The following is a 16,493-nucleotide window of genomic DNA, read 5'->3' as shown; positions in this document are numbered from 1 at the left end:
GCGCGGGATTGTGGGTCGGGATCGTGTCGCCCGGGTCCTTCGCCTTGTAGGGCTTCTGGTCGATCGCCGCCGGGGACCTGCCGTCCGGGCAGTTCGGGATCTCGCCCGTCTTGGGCTGCGGCAGCGGGCGGTCGTACTCCAGCGTCGCCGGGGTGTTCAGCGTCAGCTCGAAGTAGATGTTCAGGATGGGGGCGCCCTCGTCGGTGCCGACCACGTTGTCCAGGACGACGGTGAGCTCCGGGGCCTTCGCGAGCGTCTCCCGCAGGTCGGCCAGGATCGCGGGGTTGTGGCGCTTGAGCCCCCAGTTGCCGAGCACCTCGACGGTGCACTCGAAGTCGGGGCCGGTCTTGTCCAGCAGGTCGTTGACCGTGGCCAGCAGGCCGGGCCCGTCGTCGCGCAGTTCCGCCAGCTCGCCGCGGACCTGGCTGAGCGCCGAGGTCAGCGCGGCGAGGTTGTCGATCCCCGCGCCGAGCGACCCGCGGTTCTGGTTCAGGACTTGGGTGATCCTCGCGAGGTCGTCGGTCAGCCCGTCGAGCAGCTCGGTGTTCTGCGCGAACGTGGAGGTCAGCTGGTCGCCGCCGTGGATGATCTGCTGCAGCGACTGCTCGCGCCCGGACCAGCCCTCGGCCAGCTCGTGCGTGACGACCCTGGCGTCGTCGGGGTCGATGGCCTCCAGGCTGTCGATGACGGCGCCGAACAGGTCCCCGTACTTGGGCGGGACGCTGGTCTGCGACACCGGGATCAGCGAGCCCGGCTTCATCGGCGGCGCGTCGGTCCTGCCGGGCGCCGGGGTCAGCTCGACCACCGGCTCGCCGACCGCGGACTTGCGGGCCGCGGCGGCGGTGACCCCCTGCGGGATCTTGACGCCCCGCTCGATGTCCAGCCGGACGACGACCTTGTCCTTCACCAGCTCCACCGAGTCGATCTTGCCGATCCGCAGCCCGAGGTAGTCGACCTCGAAGTTCGGGTGGAGGCCCGGTGAGGACTCGAACTCCACGGTGATCTGGTAGGGGCGGTCGATGAAGTCGAACCGGATGACGTTGTTGAACGCCCAGACCACCATGATCACGGCGAGCGCGGCGAAGACCGCCAGGTTGATCGTGATTCGCGTGCTCATCGGCGCGGCTCCAGGATGTTCTCGATGCCGGGCAGGGCGCCCTTGAGCTCCTCCGGAACCTTGGTCCTGCTCGTGCTCGCCGTCCCGGTCGGGTAGTCGACGCCCGGAATGACCGGCGACCCGTCCGGCCAGATGAACCGGAGGATCGGGTAGAGCAGCAGCTGGCCGTCGTAGCTCGCCTGGGGCAGCTTGTCGGCGAAGGTCACCAGGCCGTTCACCAGTTCCGTGAGCCGCTTGCGGTTGCCGCCGAGGGACTGCAGGACGGGGTCCAGGTCCGCGAGGAGCTTCCGGAACCGGCCGATGCGCCGCTCCAGGACCTTGTCGTTCAGCTGGCGGGCCAGGTGGGTGAGCCGGTCCACCGACTGGATGATCTCTTCTTTGTTCTCGTCCAGCAGCCGGGTGGTCGCCTCCAGCCGGCCGGGCGCCTCTTCGAGGGCGTCACTCCCCTTGGCGAGGGACCGGCCGAGCCGGGCGAACCGGTCGACCGACTCCCCCAGCTCGCGGCGCTGGTCGGCGAACATCTTGAGCAGGCCGCTCGCCTGGGCGATCGTCTTGTTGAGCTTCTGGCCGTTGCCGTCCAGCGCGGTGGCCCCGGCGTTGACGACCGTGGCGACGTCGTCGCCCGCCAGCGCCTCGATCAGCGGCCCGGCCTGCCCGACGACCTGCTCGAACGACGGCTGGACGCTGGTGTCGTCGATCGTCGCGCCGTCGGCGAGGAACGGCCCGGCGTTCATGCTCTTGCCGGGCGGCATCCGCAGGTCGACGTAGTTCTCACCGAGCAGCGACGTCACCTTGATCTCGGCCAGGGTGCCCTGCGGGATCCGGATGCCGTCCTCGATGGACAGCGTCACCTGGGACTTGTAGCCGACGAGTTCGACCTTGGTGACGCTGCCGACCGTGATGTCGGACATCTTGACGCTGTGGCCCGCGACGAGCTGCTGCACGTCGGTGAAGGTGGCCGTCAGCGTGAGGTCGCCCTTCGGGGCGCCCGCCGTCTGGTAGGAGCAGCCCGTGAGCGCCACGGCCATGGCGACGACGAGCACGAGTACGGTCCGGCCCATCAGTTGCCTCCGTTGTCCCAGGGACAGTTCGAGTTGGGCGGGGGCAGCGGGCAGCCGACGTCGTCGGTGTTCAGCAGGCTCTTCAGCCACGTCCGCAGGAACGCGTCGGTGGCGAACCTGATGTGCAGCGACTTGGTGTCGTGGTGGTAGCCGCCGATGAGCGCGTCGCCGACGTCGGGCAGCGCCTCCACCAGCTGGGCGATCTGCTTGGTGTTGCCCTTGAGCATCAGCGCGGTCCTGGTGAGGACGGCCAGGTCGTACGGCAGCTGCCCCTTGTACTTCTGGAGCAGCCGGTCGCCGTTCTTGGCCAGGTCCAGGATGGCCCTGATGAGCTGCTGCAGCTCGCCCCGCTCGGCGCTGAGCACGCGGGACGCCTCACCGAAGTCCCGGATGAGGCTGCCGAGGATCTCCTCGCGTCCCCGCACGACCCCGGCGAGCCGGTCGAGGTTCCGCGCGACCTCGATCAGCTCCTTGTCCTGCCCGGCGATGTTCTCGACGAGGCGGGCGCTCTGCTCGAGGGTGGCGTTGAACTGCCGGCCGTTGCCGCCGAGGGTCTCGGCGGCGGTGCCGAGCGCGGACTGCATCTTGGTCGGGTCGAGCGCGTTGGCGAGGTTGGTGAAGGAGCTGAGCGCGTCGTCCACCTCGACCGGCACGTGCGTCCGCTCCATCGGGATGACGTTCGCGGTCTCCTTCGGCTGGCCGGGCTGCCACGCCGGGTGCAGGACGAGGTTCCGCTCACCGATGAGGTTCAGCGGGACGATCGACGCGTGCACCCCCTTGGGCAGCGGCACGTCCCGGCGCAGGTGGAACGTCACCTTGACCTTGTCGCCCTGGTTCTCGACCTTGTCGACCAGGCCGACGTCGGCCCCCATCACCTTGACCTTGGACTCCTCGTAGAAGGAGCGGGCCTTCGGGACGTAGACGACCATGGTGCGGTCGCCGCTCGCGGCCGGGACGAGCGAGCACCCGCCGAGGGAGGCGGTCAGCGCGAGGCCGAGTGCGACGGCGACGGTTCGCGCCCTCATCAGTTGCCTCCCGAGGGGTTGCGCGGCGTGGAGTGCGGGCCGACCGGCTGCAGCGGCCCGAGCCCGGTGATCAGGCCCTCGACCCAGCGGCCGTTCCCCCGGACCTTGGCGACCTGCGCGAACGTCGGCCCCAGCAGCGAGAAGTTGGTGTTCAGCGCGTCCATGTTCGGCGCGAGCCGGGTGGTCAGCAGGTGCAGGTTGTCCAGCAGCCTGTCCAGCTTCTTCTGGTTCTGGGAGATCACGTTGGACAGCGTCTGGACCGTCCGGCTGCCCTGCCCGATCGTGGAGGCCAGCTCGTTCCGGCGGCGCACCAGCGTGTCCAGCAGCGTCTGGCTGGCGCTGATGATCTCGTGGAGCTGCTGGTCCTTGGCCGCCAGCGTGCCGGTGATGGTCTTGCTGCTCTCGATCAGCCGCTCGATCTCCGGGTAGGAGTCGTTCAGCATCTGCGACAGCTCCTGGACGTTGGTCAGGATCCGGTGCAGCTTCTTCGCTCCCGGCGACTCGATCTCGTTGATCTGGGTCAGCAGCTTGTCGACGCTCTTCTGGTCGAGCTTGCCGACGATGTTCTGCGCGCCCTCCAGCGCCTCGGGGATGGTGAACGGGACGCTGGTGCGCGACACCGGGATCCGGCGCTTGGACTCCGGCACGTCCGCCATGTAGGGCTTGGCGACCGGGCCGGTCAGCCGCAGGTACCGGCCGCCGAGCAGCGTCGTCGTCTGGATCTCGGCCCGGGTCTGCGGCCCGAGGTCCATGCCCGCGTTCATGTGCCAGGTGACGATGACCTTGCCGCGCCGGAAATCGGGCCTGACGTCGGTGATCCGGCCGGCCTTCACACCGGCGATCCGCACGTCCTGCCCCTTCTTCAGGCCCGCGAGGTCGGTGAACTCGCCGCTCATCGTGTAGCCGCGGTCGAACAGGTGCAGCTGGCCGACGGCGAAGGCGAACACGCAGGCGGCGCCGAGCGCGGTCAGCGTGGCGATCGCGACGATCTTGTGGTTGACGTCGCGCAGGGATTTGAGCGCCATCAGCCACCCCCTTGCAGCATCTTGCGCAGCTTGTCGAGTTCGTCCTTGGTGGGCGCGTCGGTCCCGGGGGCCTGCGGCAGCTCCATCTCGAAGGGGCAGGGCCCCTGCTCGATGTTCAGGCAGAGCGCGTTCGAGCGCAGGAAGTGGCCGCCGTTCGTCGCGGCGAACAGCTGCCGCAGCGTCAGCGGGAGCTGCTGGACCATATTCTCCAGCTGCTTCACGTTGAGCCGGAACGTCTCGGCGAACAGGCCGAGGTTGTCGATGATGCGGGCGAGCTGGGCGTCCTGCCCGCCGAGCACGGCGTTGAGGTTGGTGGTGACTCCGCCGATCTCCACGATGGCGTCCTCGAGGATCTTGCGGTTGTTCGCGAACACCTTCGTCAGCGACTCGAGGTTGTCGACGCTCGCCGCGATCTGCTGGTCCCGCTTGGCGACCGCCCCGCTCACCGTCTCGTAGTTGTCGATCATCCCCTCGATGGTCTTCTTGCGCAGCGCGAACGTCTGCAGCAGCGCGTCCAGGTTGTGGTTGAGCAGCGAGATGTTCTGCTCGTTGCCCTCCAGCGCCTGGGAGAAGGAGAAGAGGATCTTGTTGAGCTGGTTCGGGTCCAGGCTGCGGGTCAGCGGGCCGAGCGCGTTGACGATCGCGCCGAGGTCCACCACCGACTTGGTGTGCGGGACGCGGTCGCCGTCGCCGAGCTTCGCCTGCTCCTTGCCCGGCTCCAGGTAGATGACGCGCTGGCCCATCACGTTGCGCCACCGGATCGCGGCGGTGGAGTCGGTCGGGACCCGCACCTCCCGGTCGATCCGCATCCCGACCACGGCCTTGCCGCGGACGACCTCGATGGACTCGACCCGCCCGACGGGCGTGCCCGCGACCTTCACGTCGTCGCCTTCCAGCAGGCCGGTGACGTCGTCGAAGGTGGCGGTCAGGTCGTAGCGGTCCCGGAAGCTCGTGCCGAGGATCATCTGGCCGATGTAGAAGGTCAGCAGGCCGGTCGCAGCCACGAACGCCAGGAACTTCAGCATCGTGGTCTGCTCGGGCCCGCGCGCGGTTCTGCCGCGCCGCAGCGGGCTCATGGCCGCCCCCCGTTGCCGCCCCGGGGCGAGCAGGCGTCGATGAAGATCCGGCACATGTCGAGCGGCAGCGTGGCCCGCGCCTGGGCGATCGTCCTGCCCTCCGGGCCGGGGACGCGGATGATCCGCGACAGCAGGCCGAAGAAGCCGATCAGGCCGTCCATCAGCACCGGCAGGTTGCGGCGCTGGTCGTTGACCACGTCGGCGACGTCACCGCCGTTGTCGATGATCGAGCCGAGGTCGGCGCCGCGCGCCTGGAGGGTGTTGCCGACCTTGTCCCCGAGTTCGCCGGTCTGGCCGAGCAGCTGCTCGATCTTGTCCGGCCGCTCGGTGACGACCTGCGAGATCCGGTTGAGGTCGGCGGTGATGCCGGTGATGTTGTCGCCGCGGGACGCCAGCGTGTCCGACAGCCCGTTGACGTTGCGCATCAGCGCGTTGATCGCGGCCCGGTCCCGGTAGGTCGCGTCGACGACCTCGGCACCGTTGTCGATCGTGCGGCGCAGGGCGGGGCCCTCTCCGGAGAGCCCGGCGCCGAACGTGTGCAGGATCGTGGCCACCTCGTCCGGGTTGATGGCCTTGGTCAGCTCGTAGGCGGGCCACGCGGTGTCGGACAGCTCCTCCGGGTCCACGGTCTTGGCGACCGTCCCGCCGTCCTTCAGGTACGGGCCGCGCAGCTCGTTCGCGCCGAGGTCGAGGACGAGGTCCTTCGGCCCGAACACCGAGACGGGCTCGATGGCCGCGGTCGTCGTGTCGGCGACCCTGATGCCCTCCTCGACCCGGAACCGGACCTTGACGCGGCCGCTGTCCTCGAGCGTCAGCTCGTCGACGGTCCCGACCGCGATGCCGCGGACCTTCACGTCCGACTTGCCGGGGTCGAGGCCCTGGCCCGCCCGGTCGAAGGTCGCGGTGTAGTAGGTGGAGCCCGAGTGCGACGGGGTCGTCCCCACCGCCACGAGCACGGCGCCCGCCGCGATGACGCCCGCGCCGACCAGCCCGTAGATCGTCCGGGAGCGGGCGGACAGTGTCTCCTCGCTCATCCGGTCAACCTCACCGTGCTGCCGTGGCCCCAGAAGATGTAGGACAGGACCAGGTTCATCAGGATCATCAGGATGGTCGACTCCCGGATCGCGCGGCCCGCGGCGACGCCGACGCCTACCGGCCCGCCCGCCGCGTAGTAGCCGCGGTAGCAGTGGATGAACATGATGATGAACGCGAACACCGCCACCTTGATGACGCTGTAGAACACGTCGATCGGCGGCAGGTAGAGGTGAAAGTAGTAGTCGTAGATACCGGGCGAAAGACCGAAGTACTGGATCGTGATGAACCTGGTGGCGAAGAACGCCATGAACAGCGAGACCAGGTACAGCGGCACGAGCGCGATGACGCCGGCGGCGACCCGGGTGCACACCAGGTAGGCCAGGGAGTTGATGCCCATGACCTCCAGCGCGTCGATCTCCTCGGAGATCCGCATCGCGCCGATCTCGGCGGTGAAGCCGGTGCCGACCTGGGCGACGAGCGCGACGCCCGCGATGATCGGGGTCACCTCGCGGACGTTGGAGTAGCTGGCGACGAGCCCGGTGAACGCCTCCGCGCCGATGCGCTCCAGCCCGGGGTAGCCCTGCAGTCCGACCATCGCGCCGGTGGCCAGCGACATCGTCGCGATGACGAAGATCATGCCGCCGCCGATGACCAGCGCGCCGACGCCGACGGTGATGTCGCTGACCTGCTTGGCCAGCGTCTTGCCGTACTTGCGGCGGATGATGATGTCGACGAACAGGTGGTAGAGGACCCGGCCGAGGAAGACCGGCAGGTTCGCCGAGGCGGCGAGACCCGCGGTCCGGACCCTGACGGCACGGCCCAGCTTGCGTACGGGGGATATGGCGACCATCAGAACCTCGGGGGGAACAGGACCTGGTAGATCATGGTGAGGATGTAGTTCGTCGCGAACACCACGATCGATGTGACGACGACCGCCCGGTTGACCGCGCGGCCCACACCGACGGGGCCGTAGTCGCAGTTCATGCCCATGTAGCAGGCGACGGCGGCGGCGATGAAACCGAACACCCACGCCTTGAACAGGGTGATCATCAGGTCCGAGAACTGGAGCAGGGTGGTGGCGCCGTCGAAGAACGCGCCGGGGCTGACGCCCTGCTGGATGACGTTGAAGTAGTAGCCGCCAAGGACGCCGGCCAGGATCACCACCGAGCAGAGCAGCCCGGACACCATGCTCGCCGCCCACAGCCTGGGGGTGACGAGGCGGTGGATCGGGTTGATGCCCATGACCTCCATGGCCGCGAGCTCGTCGCGGATGTTGCGGGCGCCCATGTCGGAGGTGATCGCCGAGCCGCCGACGCCGGAGACCAGCAGCGCGGCGGCCAGCGGGGCCACCTGCTGGATCATCGCGGCGGTCAGCAGCGCGCCGGTCCCCGACTGCGCGCCGAGCTGGCGGGCGATGTCGCCGACCTGCAGCGAGATGGTGGCGCCGAGCGGCACCGCGATCAGCATGACCGGGACGGCCGTCACGCGGGCGAGGAACCAGCACTGCTCGATGAACTCGCCCCACCACTGGCGGACGTCCCAGGTGCGGCGCAGCCCCTCCAGGAGGGTCACGCACAGCAGCCCGGTCTCGTCGAGCGCTCGCCCGACGCGTCTGCGCGCCAGATCGGGGGCCTTCGTCAGGCTCACGGCCATCAGCCGATGACCTCCCGCGGCGGGGTGTGCACCCCGGACCCGGGTGGACCGTTCCGCGGGGACGAGCCCCGCCTCGCGGGTTCGCGAAGGGCCATACAGCCTCCCTCGATCTCGGACGTCGGCGCCCATCCGATGCACGGCATCCGCCGGGCCATAGGCGACGCCGTCGTACCTGCTCTGATTCGCGCCGCCTTGGTCTCGGCAGAGACCGGGATCACGACGGTCCCGCGCGCCCTAGCAAGCACTTGGGTACCGCGTGTGATCTGAGGCACTCTATTGGAAGAAGGTCTAAGAAGCGAGTACTTACATGTTGATTTGTCCGAAGCTACGATCGGCCGGTGCGAACCGAGGCGCGACGCGACATCGCTGACGAGGCAGAAGACGAGATGGACGACGGTATCGACCCTCTGGTCATGGGGGTCAGGGACCGCTGGGAGGGGCAGGGGCTCCGCGGCGGGCCGTGGCCGTTCATGTCCATCTGCGCCGTCGGACGCCTCAACCAGCTGCTGACGAAGGCGCTGGAGGTGGAGCTGAAGCGCCTCGGCCTCACCCGGACCGGGTACTTCCTGCTGACGACCCTCGCCCTGTCCAGGCGCGGCCGGTCCCGGCTGAGCACGCTCGGCCGGATCCTGATGATGCACCCGACGACCGTGAAGCTCACCGCCGACCAGCTGGAGGCCGCGGGCCTGGTCACCCGCGCCCCGCACCCCCGCGACCGGCGCGCCACGCTCGTCGAGATCACCGCGGCGGGCCGCGACCGGGTGAACGAGGTGAGCCTGGCGCTGGAGGCCCCCGACGGAGAGCTCGCCGTGTTCGGCGGGATGCACCGCCACATCTTCGAATCCCTGCAACCCGCGCGACTGGCGGCGGGCGACGTGGAACTGTTGAACCCGGGCGCCGGACGGGACCGGGGGGACCCCGGCGGGTGAGCCGGGAGGGTGAACCATGTGTCACCCTGTCGGCGTACCTCCTCCAGGACGACAGGATCCCCGGGCGATAAGGCAGGCTCCTCCTATGCCAAAGAGTCGCGGCACGCGCGGTAGTCACGGCGCCGGCAGGCGGCGCGCGAGTGTCCCCCCGCCCCGGGAGCCCGCCGAGTCCCACCACCTCGACCCGTACGGGCCGCCCGGGTTCCGCCCCGAGAAGAAGCGGCGGCTGCGGCGGGCGCTCACCAGCAACGTCACCATCACGGCCGTCGCGATCGGCGCGGTCGGCGCCGCCGTCGTCCTGGTGGACATCGACCGGTTCGTCGAGGACGACTCCAAGCCCCCGAAGATGGCGGCCGCCGACCTGTCGACCAACGACATGCTCGCCAAGCTGACGTCCGCGTCCGACATGGACCCGGTCGCCGCCGACGCGGTCGCCGCCGCCAAGAAGCGCGCCTACGAGGAGCACAAGCGCGAGCTGGCGAGGCTCAAGGAGAAGGCCAAGCGCGAGGCGAAGGCGCGGGCGGAGCTGAAGGCCCGGCAGGAGCGCGAGCGGCTCGCCAAGTCCAACCCGAGCTCGGCGCAGAACAAGGCGTACGGCAAGAAGATGAACGCCCTCAAGGGGTGGAGCCGCTGCTGGCCGTCGCTGCTGACGCTCTGGGAGCACGAGAGCAACTGGAACGAGCGGGCCGAGAACCCGTCCAGCGGCGCCTACGGCATCCCGCAGTCGCTGCCCGGCAGCAAGATGGCCAGCGCCGGGGGCGACTGGCGCACCAGCTCCCCCACCCAGATCGCGTGGGGGCTCGGCTACATCAAGGCCCGCTACGACGATCCGTGCGGCGCGTGGGCCTTCTGGCAGCGCAACAACTGGTACTGAGTCCCCGTTCCCTGGCGTGATGGACCGTGCCGGAACCCCGCGGCCTGGCACCATGGTGGGATGCGGACGAGCAGGGCGCGGCGGGCCGGCGGCGCGGACGAGACCGAGAACGGCGCGGCGGGCGGCACGGTGACCGGCGGGCGGCAGTGGGCGCGGGCCGACGCGACGCGGCAGGCGCTGCTGAGCGCGGCGCTGGAGGTCTTCGCCGACCGCGGCTACGCCGACGCGGGCATCGCCGAGATCGTCGAGCGGTCCGGGATCAGCGTCGGCAGCCTCTACCACCACTACGGCGGCAAGGCCGGGCTGTACGTGGCGCTGTGGGAGGACCTGAGCGCCGAGCAGGAGGCGAGCGCCGCGCAGGCCGTGTCCGCCGCCCGCAAGGACGGCGAGGCCGACCCGATCACGCTGTTCATCGCCGGCGCCCGCGCCTACCTGCGGGTGTGCTGGGAGCGCCGGGACGCGGCCCGGCTGTTCCTCGGCGGCGAGGGCCCGTCCGGGTCGTCGCTGATGCGCCGCAGCCGCGCCCAGCACTGGATCGCGCAGAACACGAAGCTGCTGCGCGGCACCGGCGAGCCCGCGGGCCGGGCCGAGCAGGTGCTGAGCCTGGTGCTGACCACGGTCATCGGCGAGGCAGGGCGGGAGATCGCCACGGCCGAGAGCGAGGCCGAGGCCACGGAGATCATCGAAGAGGTCTGCCGCATCCTCATCCGCCTGGCCCGCTGAGCCCCCGGGACGGGGTGGGGCGCTGGTGATGTTTCGGGCCACACGGGACGGCACGGGCCGTTATCCTGACCGTCGGGTTACCGGTTCCTGACGGAAAGTCGAAGGGGTCCATGCCAACGTCCACCTGGTTCCGCCTCAACGTCGCCAAGCGCGAGCGGGTGCTCGAGGTGGCGATGCGCGAGTTCGGAGAGAACGGGTACTCGACGGGCAGCCTGAACACCATCGCGCGCGAGGCCGGCATCGCCAAGGGGTCCCTGTTCCAGTACTTCAGCGACAAGCTGGAGTTCTTCGCGTTCGTCTGCGACGAGACGTCGCGGCGGATCCGGGAGGAGATGGAGCGCCGGATCGAGCGGATCGACTTCGACCAGTCGTTCGACGAGTGGCTCTTCGACGTCCTGTGCGACTGGACCGAGTACATGGCCGACCACCCGCTGGAGCGCGGCGTCACCGCGGCGACCAACTTCGAGCTCGACAACAGCGTCCGGTCCGTGGTCCGCGACACCGCCAACCAGCACTACCTCCAGGTGATCCACCCGACGCTGCAGCTCTGGCAGGGCGCGGGCGCGATCCGGGAGGACGCCGACCTCGACGTCCTCGCGACGCTGATCCTGACGATCCTGCCGTTCCTGGCGCTCGCGCCGTATTACGACGGCCTCGACCCGGTCCACGACCTGCGCGGCCGCACCCCGGCCGAGCAGCGTCCGGTGATCCGGCAGCTCGTCGCGGGCTTCCGCCCCGTGTTCGCCCCCGCCAAATGAGCGCAGGCAGGTGACCGCCGGCCGGTGAGCGCGTCCGGCGGTGCGCTCAGAGGCGCGCCACGCGGGCCGGCCTGACCGGCAGCCAGACGATCCGGACGGGGCTGCGCGCGGGCTGCGGCGGCAGCGCCCGCACCCGGGCCTCGGTGAGCCGCTTGCCCGCCGACCGGAGCCGCCTGCGCTGCGCCCGCGGCAGCGGGATGCGCACCGCGGGCACGCGGCGCGACAGCCGCACCCGGAGCAGCAGCAGCGCCACCGACACCGCCATCGCGGCGAGGAAGCCCGCCTGCAGCGACGAGAGCCGCTGCACGGTGAGCGTCTCGTCCTCGATCGTGCGCAGGCCGGCGACGGGGACGATCGGCGCCGGGCTCGCGGCGATCTGCGGTGACGAGATCGGGGGCAGCGCCACCTGCGGACCCTTCATCCCGGCGAGCGGGTTGAAGGTCGACGGGGTCAGCGGCGGGACGCCGGGCGGCAGGTTCGCCAGGCTCACCCCGGGCGGCGGGGCGCCGGAGGCATCGGTGATGATCAGCTTGTAGCTGCGGGACACGCTGCTCGCCTTGGACGCCGAGGCGGTCGCCCGCACCGTGATCAGCCCGGGTTTCGCGCCGGACGGCGCGCGCACGGTCGCGATCGCCGCGGCCCCGCCGGAGCCGACCGCGCCGATGCTCTGCGTCCCCGGGCTCACCGAGGCGCCGGACGCCGCGATCCGCACGACGGCGTTCTGCGCGGTCGCGTTCGCGGACGCCACCCGGACCGTCGCGGTGACCGATCCGCCGGGCTTCATCGTCGCCGACGACACCGACAGCGCGAGGGACAGCACGGGCTTCTTGGGCTTCCCGGGGGTGCCCGGCGTGCCCGGGGGGTCGGTCGGGGTCGGGGTCGGGGTCGGCGAGCCGGTGGGATCCTCCGTCGGCGTCTCGGTGGGCGTTTCCGTGGGCGTCTCAGTCGGTGTCTCGGTGGGCGTCTCAGTCGGCGTCTCGGTGGGCGTCTCAGTCGGCGTCTCGGTGGGCGTCTCCGTCGGCGTCTCAGTCGGAGTCTCGGTCGGTGTCTCAGTCGGGGTGTCCGTCGGTGTCTCAGTCGGAGCGTCCGTAGCGCTCAAGGTGGGGGTGGGGCTCGTCTCGTCGGCGCTCACCGGGTGCGCACCCGTCAGTCCCACGAGCGCCGCCACGCCCAGAACCGCCACGACCGAACGTGCCGAACGTGAGCGCACCCTGCACGCACCTCCACCCCGTGGCGACCATCCCGATAATGTCTCAGAATTGGATGGAAGCACGCACATGAATGGGCAATCAACCCCGTCCGCCAATGTCATTGCCGCGTGCTTACGGACGGACGGGGCGACATTCTCCGATTGTCAGCGAGTGAGCCTTTTCCGCGTGTCGCCGGCGTCCTCCGCGGACTGTTGCCGCAGCGAGGTCGCGCGCAGCACCACCTCGATCGCGAAACGCGCTTCGGGATCGTTCAGCCGGTCGCCGAGAACGCCTTCGAGCTGCCGCATCCGGTAGCGGACGGTCTGCGGGTGGATGTTCAGCTCCTCGGCGATCTCGGCGGCGGTGCCGCGGCTCACCAGCCAGGCGTGCAGCGTGTCCATGAGCCGGCCGCGCTGCCGGCTCGGGAACTCCGACAGCTCGCTCAGGTGCCGGTGCGCGAGCCGGTCGACGAGGGCCTGGTCCGACAGCAGCAGCAGGGTGATGAGGTGGTCGTCGCAGTCGGTCACCGGGGCGCCCGGGAGGATGCCCGTCTCCACCAGCCGCAGCGCGTGCCGCGCCCAGCGCAGTGAGTCGGCCAGTCCCGCGGCGGCCGCGCGGGGGCCCGCGACGAGCTGCCCCTCGGGCAGCACCCGCAGCAGCACCCGCCGCCGCTCGGGCGTCAGCCTGCCCGGCATCACCAGGAACGGCTCGGGCGCGTTGAGGTCGGCGAGCACGTCGTCCTCCAGCACCCCCCGCACGTACGGGGAGCCGGGCGGGGCGGCGACCACGGTCATCTCGTCCGGGATCGGCCATCTCGCCCGCGCCGCGACCTCGTCCAGGACGCTGCGGGGCCCGCGCGGGCGCAGCAGCAGTTCCAGCAGCCGCCTGCGGTGGCCCTTGATCTCGCCGTCCGGCCGTTCCTCCAGGTAGCCCTGGAGCGCCAGCGCGGCGAGTTCGTCGATATAGGTGAACAGCGCGTCGGCGAGCTGCGCCATGACGTCGCTGGACAGGTGCCGGCGGGGGCCGACCTTCATGATGCGGCGCCAGGCGACCTGCGCGCCGATGCGGAACGCGGCCTGGAGGGTGTCGAGCGTCCGGCCCTCCTGCGCCTCGAACCTGCCGAGCCTGCGGTACGTCTCGCGGTAGCGCTCCCGCGGCGCGCGGGGGTTCGCGACCTGCTCGACGAAGTCGGTCAGCGCCCTTTCTACGCCGATCCGGAGCGTCTCCACGTACGGCCCCTCCATGGGCCGTCCGTACTCGGGAATCGACCTGCGTACCTCCTGGATGATCTCCCTGGACAGACTCGGGAGCTCCGGGCGCATCATCGCTGCCAGCCGCCGCGGCAGCTTGAGCTGCGGCCGCACGGCCTCCTGCGTGAGCGTCCGCGTCATCGAGACACCTCCGAGAACGCCGCCGCTCCGGGACGTGGCGTGGTTCCGGGCAGGGGGCACCCGGCGTCCCGGACGGTCGGCTTTCGCTACGGACATGACAAGGACGCACCGAGCGGGGGACCCCTGTGCGCCCCCGACAGGCTGTGAACTGAGACACGCCGACGGTAGGTCCAAGTCGCCGTGGCCCAAGGTAAAGAGAACATAAAATCACTCTGTGCCGTCCGCGCGGACACGCACGGTACGGCCATGCTCCACTCACCGCATAGACGGCCTCCGCTCCTGCCGCAACCGGCTCGCCCGGAGCACCGCGTCCAGCACGAAACGCGACGCCGGATCGGCCAGTTGCTCGTCAAACGTCGCACTGAGGCGCCGCATCCGGTACCGAACGGTCTGCGGATGTACACGCAGCCGCCGGGCGGTCTCGACCGCGTTTCCCTGTGCTTCGAGCCATGCGCCGAGGGTTTCGGTCATCCGGGATCGCTGCGTTCGGCTCATCCCCGCCAGGGCCGCCAATCGGCGCCGCGAGAGCTGGTCCAGCAAGGCTTCGTCGGACAGCAGCCACAGCGTCAGCAGGTGCCGCTCGCACAGCGTCGGGCCGCCGTCCTCCAGGACGCCGGCCTCGACGAGCGCCAGCGCCCGCCGCGCCCACCGCAGCGAGTCGGCCGCCTCCGCCAGCGGGACGGTCAGTCCCACCGCGGAGCGGCGCTCGGGCAGCGCCTCGACCAGCATCTCCCGGCGCGCGGGGCCGAAGGGACCCGGCACCAGGAGGTGGGGTTCGGTGTCGCCCAGGTCGGCGAGCACGTCCGCGTCCAGCGCGGCCCGGATGCACCGCGTGCGCGCGGGCAGCGCGACCATCGTCACCTCGTCCGGCACCGTCCAGCCGACGGTCTTCGCCGTCTCGGCCAGCGCGCCGCCGGGCGCTCCCGGCCGCAGTACCAGCCGCAGCAGCCTCCGGTGCGCCCCCGCCACTTCGTCCGCCGACCGCGACCGCGCCTCCAGGTACCCCTGGACGGTCAGCGAGGCCAGCTCGTCGATGTAGGAGAACAGCGCGTCGGCGAGCTGCGTCATCACCTGTGACGGCAGCCGCCGCCTGCTCGCGACGTCCGCGACGCGCCGCCACGCGACCTGGACCCCGACCCGGTACGCGGCTTGCAGCGCGTCTAGGCTGCGCCCCTCGTAGGCCGCGGTGCGCCCGAGTTCGCGGCACAGCTCGTCGCGGCGCTCGTGGGTGTCGCCCATGCCGGTCACCTGGTCGACGAAGGCGGCTATGACCTGCTCCACGCTGACCCGGATCGTCCGCTGCGGCACCGGCGGGGCCTTCCGCGGATCCGTCGGAACCGACCGCTTGACCTCGCTGACGATCTCCTCGGTGAGGGACGGCAGTTCCGCGCTCAGAATGGCGATCACCTTCGGCGGGATCGGTCCCGGACGCCCCCGCCCGGTGACGGTCCCCGTCATCGTCGGCCTCCTTCGCGCCGGCAGAGGAACGATGCAATGAAAGTAACCCAACGGCGCACGCCGCGCACCATTCCTGAAAAAGTTTCACACTCCGTACAGGCCGTTCTACATCGATAATTACTCACTTATGCTTGCCTAATCCGTCCCGTACACCACATACTGGCTCACTTTGCGAGCGAATAACGTTCGGTGTTAATCACCGGATGATTAAGAAGCTCGACGCTCCCAGCCGAATCGTTACCGTACCGACCGGGCCGCTCGACGCCCGGGAAGGGCGAAGAAGCATCACGAACAGGGACATGCAACAACAAGATCCCGTATTACCCCACGTAACGTTTTTCGCTCTTCGTAGCGACACGAACACCGATAGCGTCCGCCTCATGCCCTCCGCCGAACACGAGGTGCCGCTCGACCTGTTCCGGAACCAGCCCGCGCTGGCCCCGGAACTCCTCCAGGCGGCTTCCGGAATCAAACCCCCCGAGTACGACCGGATATCACTGGGATCGGAGACGCTCACCGACTGCAACCCCACCGAGTACCGATGCGACTCGACCGTCCTCCTCGGCGACCCGAAGCGCCCGGATCTCGCGATCGTCGTCGAGGTCCAGCTCAAGCCGGACCCGCGCAAGCACTACAGCTGGCCGGTCTATCTGGCCACGCTCCGGGCCCGGCGCAAGTGTCCGGTGACGCTGCTGGTGCTGTGCCCGGACAGGAGGACCTCCGCCTGGTGCCGTGAGCCGATCGAGAGCGGACATCAAGGCTGGGTCCTGCGCCCCTGGGTTCTGAACCTCACCGAGGTACCCGCCGTCACCGACCTGGACAAGGCCCGTTCCTTGCCGGAACTGGCGATCCTCAGCACCATCGCACACGCCGACGGCCCCGATCAGAAGGCCATCCTGACGGCCTTCGCCGAAGCCCTGGAGGTCACAGAGCGTGACAGGGGCGAGCTGTATCATGACTACGTGCGGTCACAGCTCTCCGAAGCCGCACGACACTGCTTGGAGGAGATCATGCAGGCCGGCACGTACGAGTGGAAGAGCGACTTCGCCCTCAAACACATCGCAGAAGGCGAGGCCAGGGGCGAGGCCAGGGGCGAGGCCAGGGGCGAGGCCAAGCTGCTTCTCACCGTCCTGGAGACGCGCGGCTTCACCATCGACGACGACCTCCGGGAACGCATC

General features: G+C 70.0%; 16 protein-coding genes. 5 read left to right on the top strand and 11 right to left on the bottom strand.

Going from position 1 to position 16,493, the window contains the following annotated elements; translation table 11 throughout:
- The 8 genes from IEZ03_RS31985 to IEZ03_RS31950 form a co-directional block, all read right to left on the bottom strand.
- On the bottom strand, positions 1–1,117 hold a 1,117-nt coding region (locus tag IEZ03_RS31985; RefSeq protein WP_229808708.1), incomplete at its 3' end, for an MCE family protein.
- The gene (locus tag IEZ03_RS31980) at positions 1,114–2,178 is read right to left on the bottom strand and encodes an MCE family protein (RefSeq protein WP_184887975.1); all 1,065 of its coding nucleotides are present in this window, start codon (positions 2,176–2,178) and stop codon (positions 1,114–1,116) included. The genes IEZ03_RS31980 and IEZ03_RS31985, both read right to left, overlap by 4 nt.
- On the bottom strand, positions 2,178–3,203 hold the full coding sequence (locus tag IEZ03_RS31975) for an MCE family protein (RefSeq protein WP_184887977.1): 1,026 nt from the start codon (positions 3,201–3,203) through the stop codon (positions 2,178–2,180). Before IEZ03_RS31975 ends, IEZ03_RS31980 begins: the two co-directional genes overlap by 1 nt.
- On the bottom strand, positions 3,203–4,228 hold the full coding sequence (locus IEZ03_RS31970) for an MCE family protein (protein ID WP_184887979.1): 1,026 nt from the start codon (positions 4,226–4,228) through the stop codon (positions 3,203–3,205). The genes IEZ03_RS31975 and IEZ03_RS31970 overlap by 1 nt, the downstream gene beginning before the upstream one ends.
- Positions 4,228–5,304 carry an MCE family protein gene (locus IEZ03_RS31965; RefSeq protein WP_229808707.1) on the bottom strand — a complete coding sequence of 359 codons (1,077 nt, stop codon included), beginning with the start codon at positions 5,302–5,304 and terminating at the stop codon, positions 4,228–4,230. Before IEZ03_RS31965 ends, IEZ03_RS31970 begins: the two co-directional genes overlap by 1 nt.
- On the bottom strand, positions 5,301–6,338 hold the full coding sequence (locus IEZ03_RS31960; RefSeq protein ID WP_184887981.1) for an MlaD family protein: 1,038 nt from the start codon (positions 6,336–6,338) through the stop codon (positions 5,301–5,303). Before IEZ03_RS31960 ends, IEZ03_RS31965 begins: the two co-directional genes overlap by 4 nt.
- Entirely contained in the window at positions 6,335–7,189 is an 855-nt protein-coding gene (locus IEZ03_RS31955; protein ID WP_184887983.1) for an ABC transporter permease, read from the bottom strand. The genes IEZ03_RS31960 and IEZ03_RS31955 overlap by 4 nt, the downstream gene beginning before the upstream one ends.
- Positions 7,189–7,992, bottom strand: a complete 804-nt coding sequence (locus tag IEZ03_RS31950) for an MlaE family ABC transporter permease (RefSeq protein WP_184887985.1) — start codon at positions 7,990–7,992, stop codon at positions 7,189–7,191. The genes IEZ03_RS31955 and IEZ03_RS31950 overlap by 1 nt, the downstream gene beginning before the upstream one ends.
- 338 nt (positions 7,993–8,330) lie before the next feature.
- Here IEZ03_RS31950 and IEZ03_RS31945 point away from each other — a divergent pair, with 338 nt between their 5' ends.
- The 4 genes from IEZ03_RS31945 to IEZ03_RS31930 all read left to right on the top strand — a co-directional run bounded on the left by IEZ03_RS31945 (position 8,331) and on the right by IEZ03_RS31930 (position 11,276).
- The gene (locus IEZ03_RS31945; RefSeq protein WP_229808706.1) at positions 8,331–8,921 is read left to right on the top strand and encodes a MarR family winged helix-turn-helix transcriptional regulator; all 591 of its coding nucleotides are present in this window, start codon (positions 8,331–8,333) and stop codon (positions 8,919–8,921) included.
- Positions 8,922–9,006: 85 nt separating this feature from the next.
- Positions 9,007–9,795, top strand: coding sequence for an aggregation-promoting factor C-terminal-like domain-containing protein (locus IEZ03_RS31940; RefSeq protein WP_184887988.1), 789 nt, complete (start codon positions 9,007–9,009; stop codon positions 9,793–9,795).
- Positions 9,796–9,855: 60 nt separating this feature from the next.
- Positions 9,856–10,518, top strand: coding sequence for a TetR/AcrR family transcriptional regulator (locus IEZ03_RS31935; RefSeq protein WP_184887990.1), 663 nt, complete (start codon positions 9,856–9,858; stop codon positions 10,516–10,518).
- A gap of 110 nt (positions 10,519–10,628) precedes the next feature.
- Positions 10,629–11,276 carry a TetR/AcrR family transcriptional regulator gene (locus IEZ03_RS31930; protein ID WP_184887992.1) on the top strand — a complete coding sequence of 216 codons (648 nt, stop codon included), beginning with the start codon at positions 10,629–10,631 and terminating at the stop codon, positions 11,274–11,276.
- Positions 11,277–11,322: 46 nt separating this feature from the next.
- On the opposite strand, the gene IEZ03_RS31925 is transcribed toward IEZ03_RS31930, so the two are convergent.
- The 3 genes from IEZ03_RS31925 to IEZ03_RS31915 form a co-directional block, all read right to left on the bottom strand.
- Positions 11,323–12,096 (bottom strand): hypothetical protein, encoded by a 774-nt coding sequence (locus IEZ03_RS31925; protein WP_184887994.1) that lies wholly within the window; start codon positions 12,094–12,096, stop codon positions 11,323–11,325.
- A gap of 534 nt (positions 12,097–12,630) precedes the next feature.
- The gene (locus tag IEZ03_RS31920; RefSeq protein ID WP_184887997.1) at positions 12,631–13,857 is read right to left on the bottom strand and encodes a PucR family transcriptional regulator; all 1,227 of its coding nucleotides are present in this window, start codon (positions 13,855–13,857) and stop codon (positions 12,631–12,633) included.
- Positions 13,858–14,112: 255 nt separating this feature from the next.
- Positions 14,113–15,315, bottom strand: coding sequence for a PucR family transcriptional regulator (locus IEZ03_RS31915; protein ID WP_184887999.1), 1,203 nt, complete (start codon positions 15,313–15,315; stop codon positions 14,113–14,115).
- 203 nt (positions 15,316–15,518) lie between these two features.
- Between IEZ03_RS31915 and IEZ03_RS31910 the strand changes: the two genes are divergently transcribed.
- On the top strand, positions 15,519–16,493 hold a 975-nt coding region (locus IEZ03_RS31910), incomplete at its 3' end, for a hypothetical protein (protein ID WP_189241253.1).

Source organism: Actinomadura livida, assembly GCF_014648675.1.
Lineage (GTDB): Bacteria > Actinomycetota > Actinomycetes > Streptosporangiales > Streptosporangiaceae > Spirillospora > Spirillospora livida.
Note: the sequence above shows the minus strand (reverse complement) of the source record. Positions and strands in the feature narration are given on the sequence as shown.

Bases quoted from the DNA above. Each gene is read 5' to 3' on its own strand.
- IEZ03_RS31980 (WP_184887975.1), bottom strand. From the start codon at position 2,178: ATGGGCCGGACCGTACTCGTGCTCGTCGTCGCCATGGCCGTGGCGCTC.
- IEZ03_RS31975 (WP_184887977.1), bottom strand. From the start codon at position 3,203: ATGAGGGCGCGAACCGTCGCCGTCGCACTCGGCCTCGCGCTGACCGCC.
- IEZ03_RS31970 (WP_184887979.1), bottom strand. From the start codon at position 4,228: ATGGCGCTCAAATCCCTGCGCGACGTCAACCACAAGATCGTCGCGATC.
- IEZ03_RS31965 (WP_229808707.1), bottom strand. From the start codon at position 5,304: ATGAGCCCGCTGCGGCGCGGCAGAACCGCGCGCGGGCCCGAGCAGACC.
- IEZ03_RS31960 (WP_184887981.1), bottom strand. From the start codon at position 6,338: ATGAGCGAGGAGACACTGTCCGCCCGCTCCCGGACGATCTACGGGCTG.
- IEZ03_RS31955 (WP_184887983.1), bottom strand. From the start codon at position 7,189: ATGGTCGCCATATCCCCCGTACGCAAGCTGGGCCGTGCCGTCAGGGTC.
- IEZ03_RS31950 (WP_184887985.1), bottom strand. From the start codon at position 7,992: ATGGCCGTGAGCCTGACGAAGGCCCCCGATCTGGCGCGCAGACGCGTC.
- IEZ03_RS31940 (WP_184887988.1), top strand. From the start codon at position 9,007: ATGCCAAAGAGTCGCGGCACGCGCGGTAGTCACGGCGCCGGCAGGCGG.
- IEZ03_RS31935 (WP_184887990.1), top strand. From the start codon at position 9,856: ATGCGGACGAGCAGGGCGCGGCGGGCCGGCGGCGCGGACGAGACCGAG.
- IEZ03_RS31930 (WP_184887992.1), top strand. From the start codon at position 10,629: ATGCCAACGTCCACCTGGTTCCGCCTCAACGTCGCCAAGCGCGAGCGG.
- IEZ03_RS31920 (WP_184887997.1), bottom strand. From the start codon at position 13,857: ATGACGCGGACGCTCACGCAGGAGGCCGTGCGGCCGCAGCTCAAGCTG.
- IEZ03_RS31915 (WP_184887999.1), bottom strand. From the start codon at position 15,315: ATGACGGGGACCGTCACCGGGCGGGGGCGTCCGGGACCGATCCCGCCG.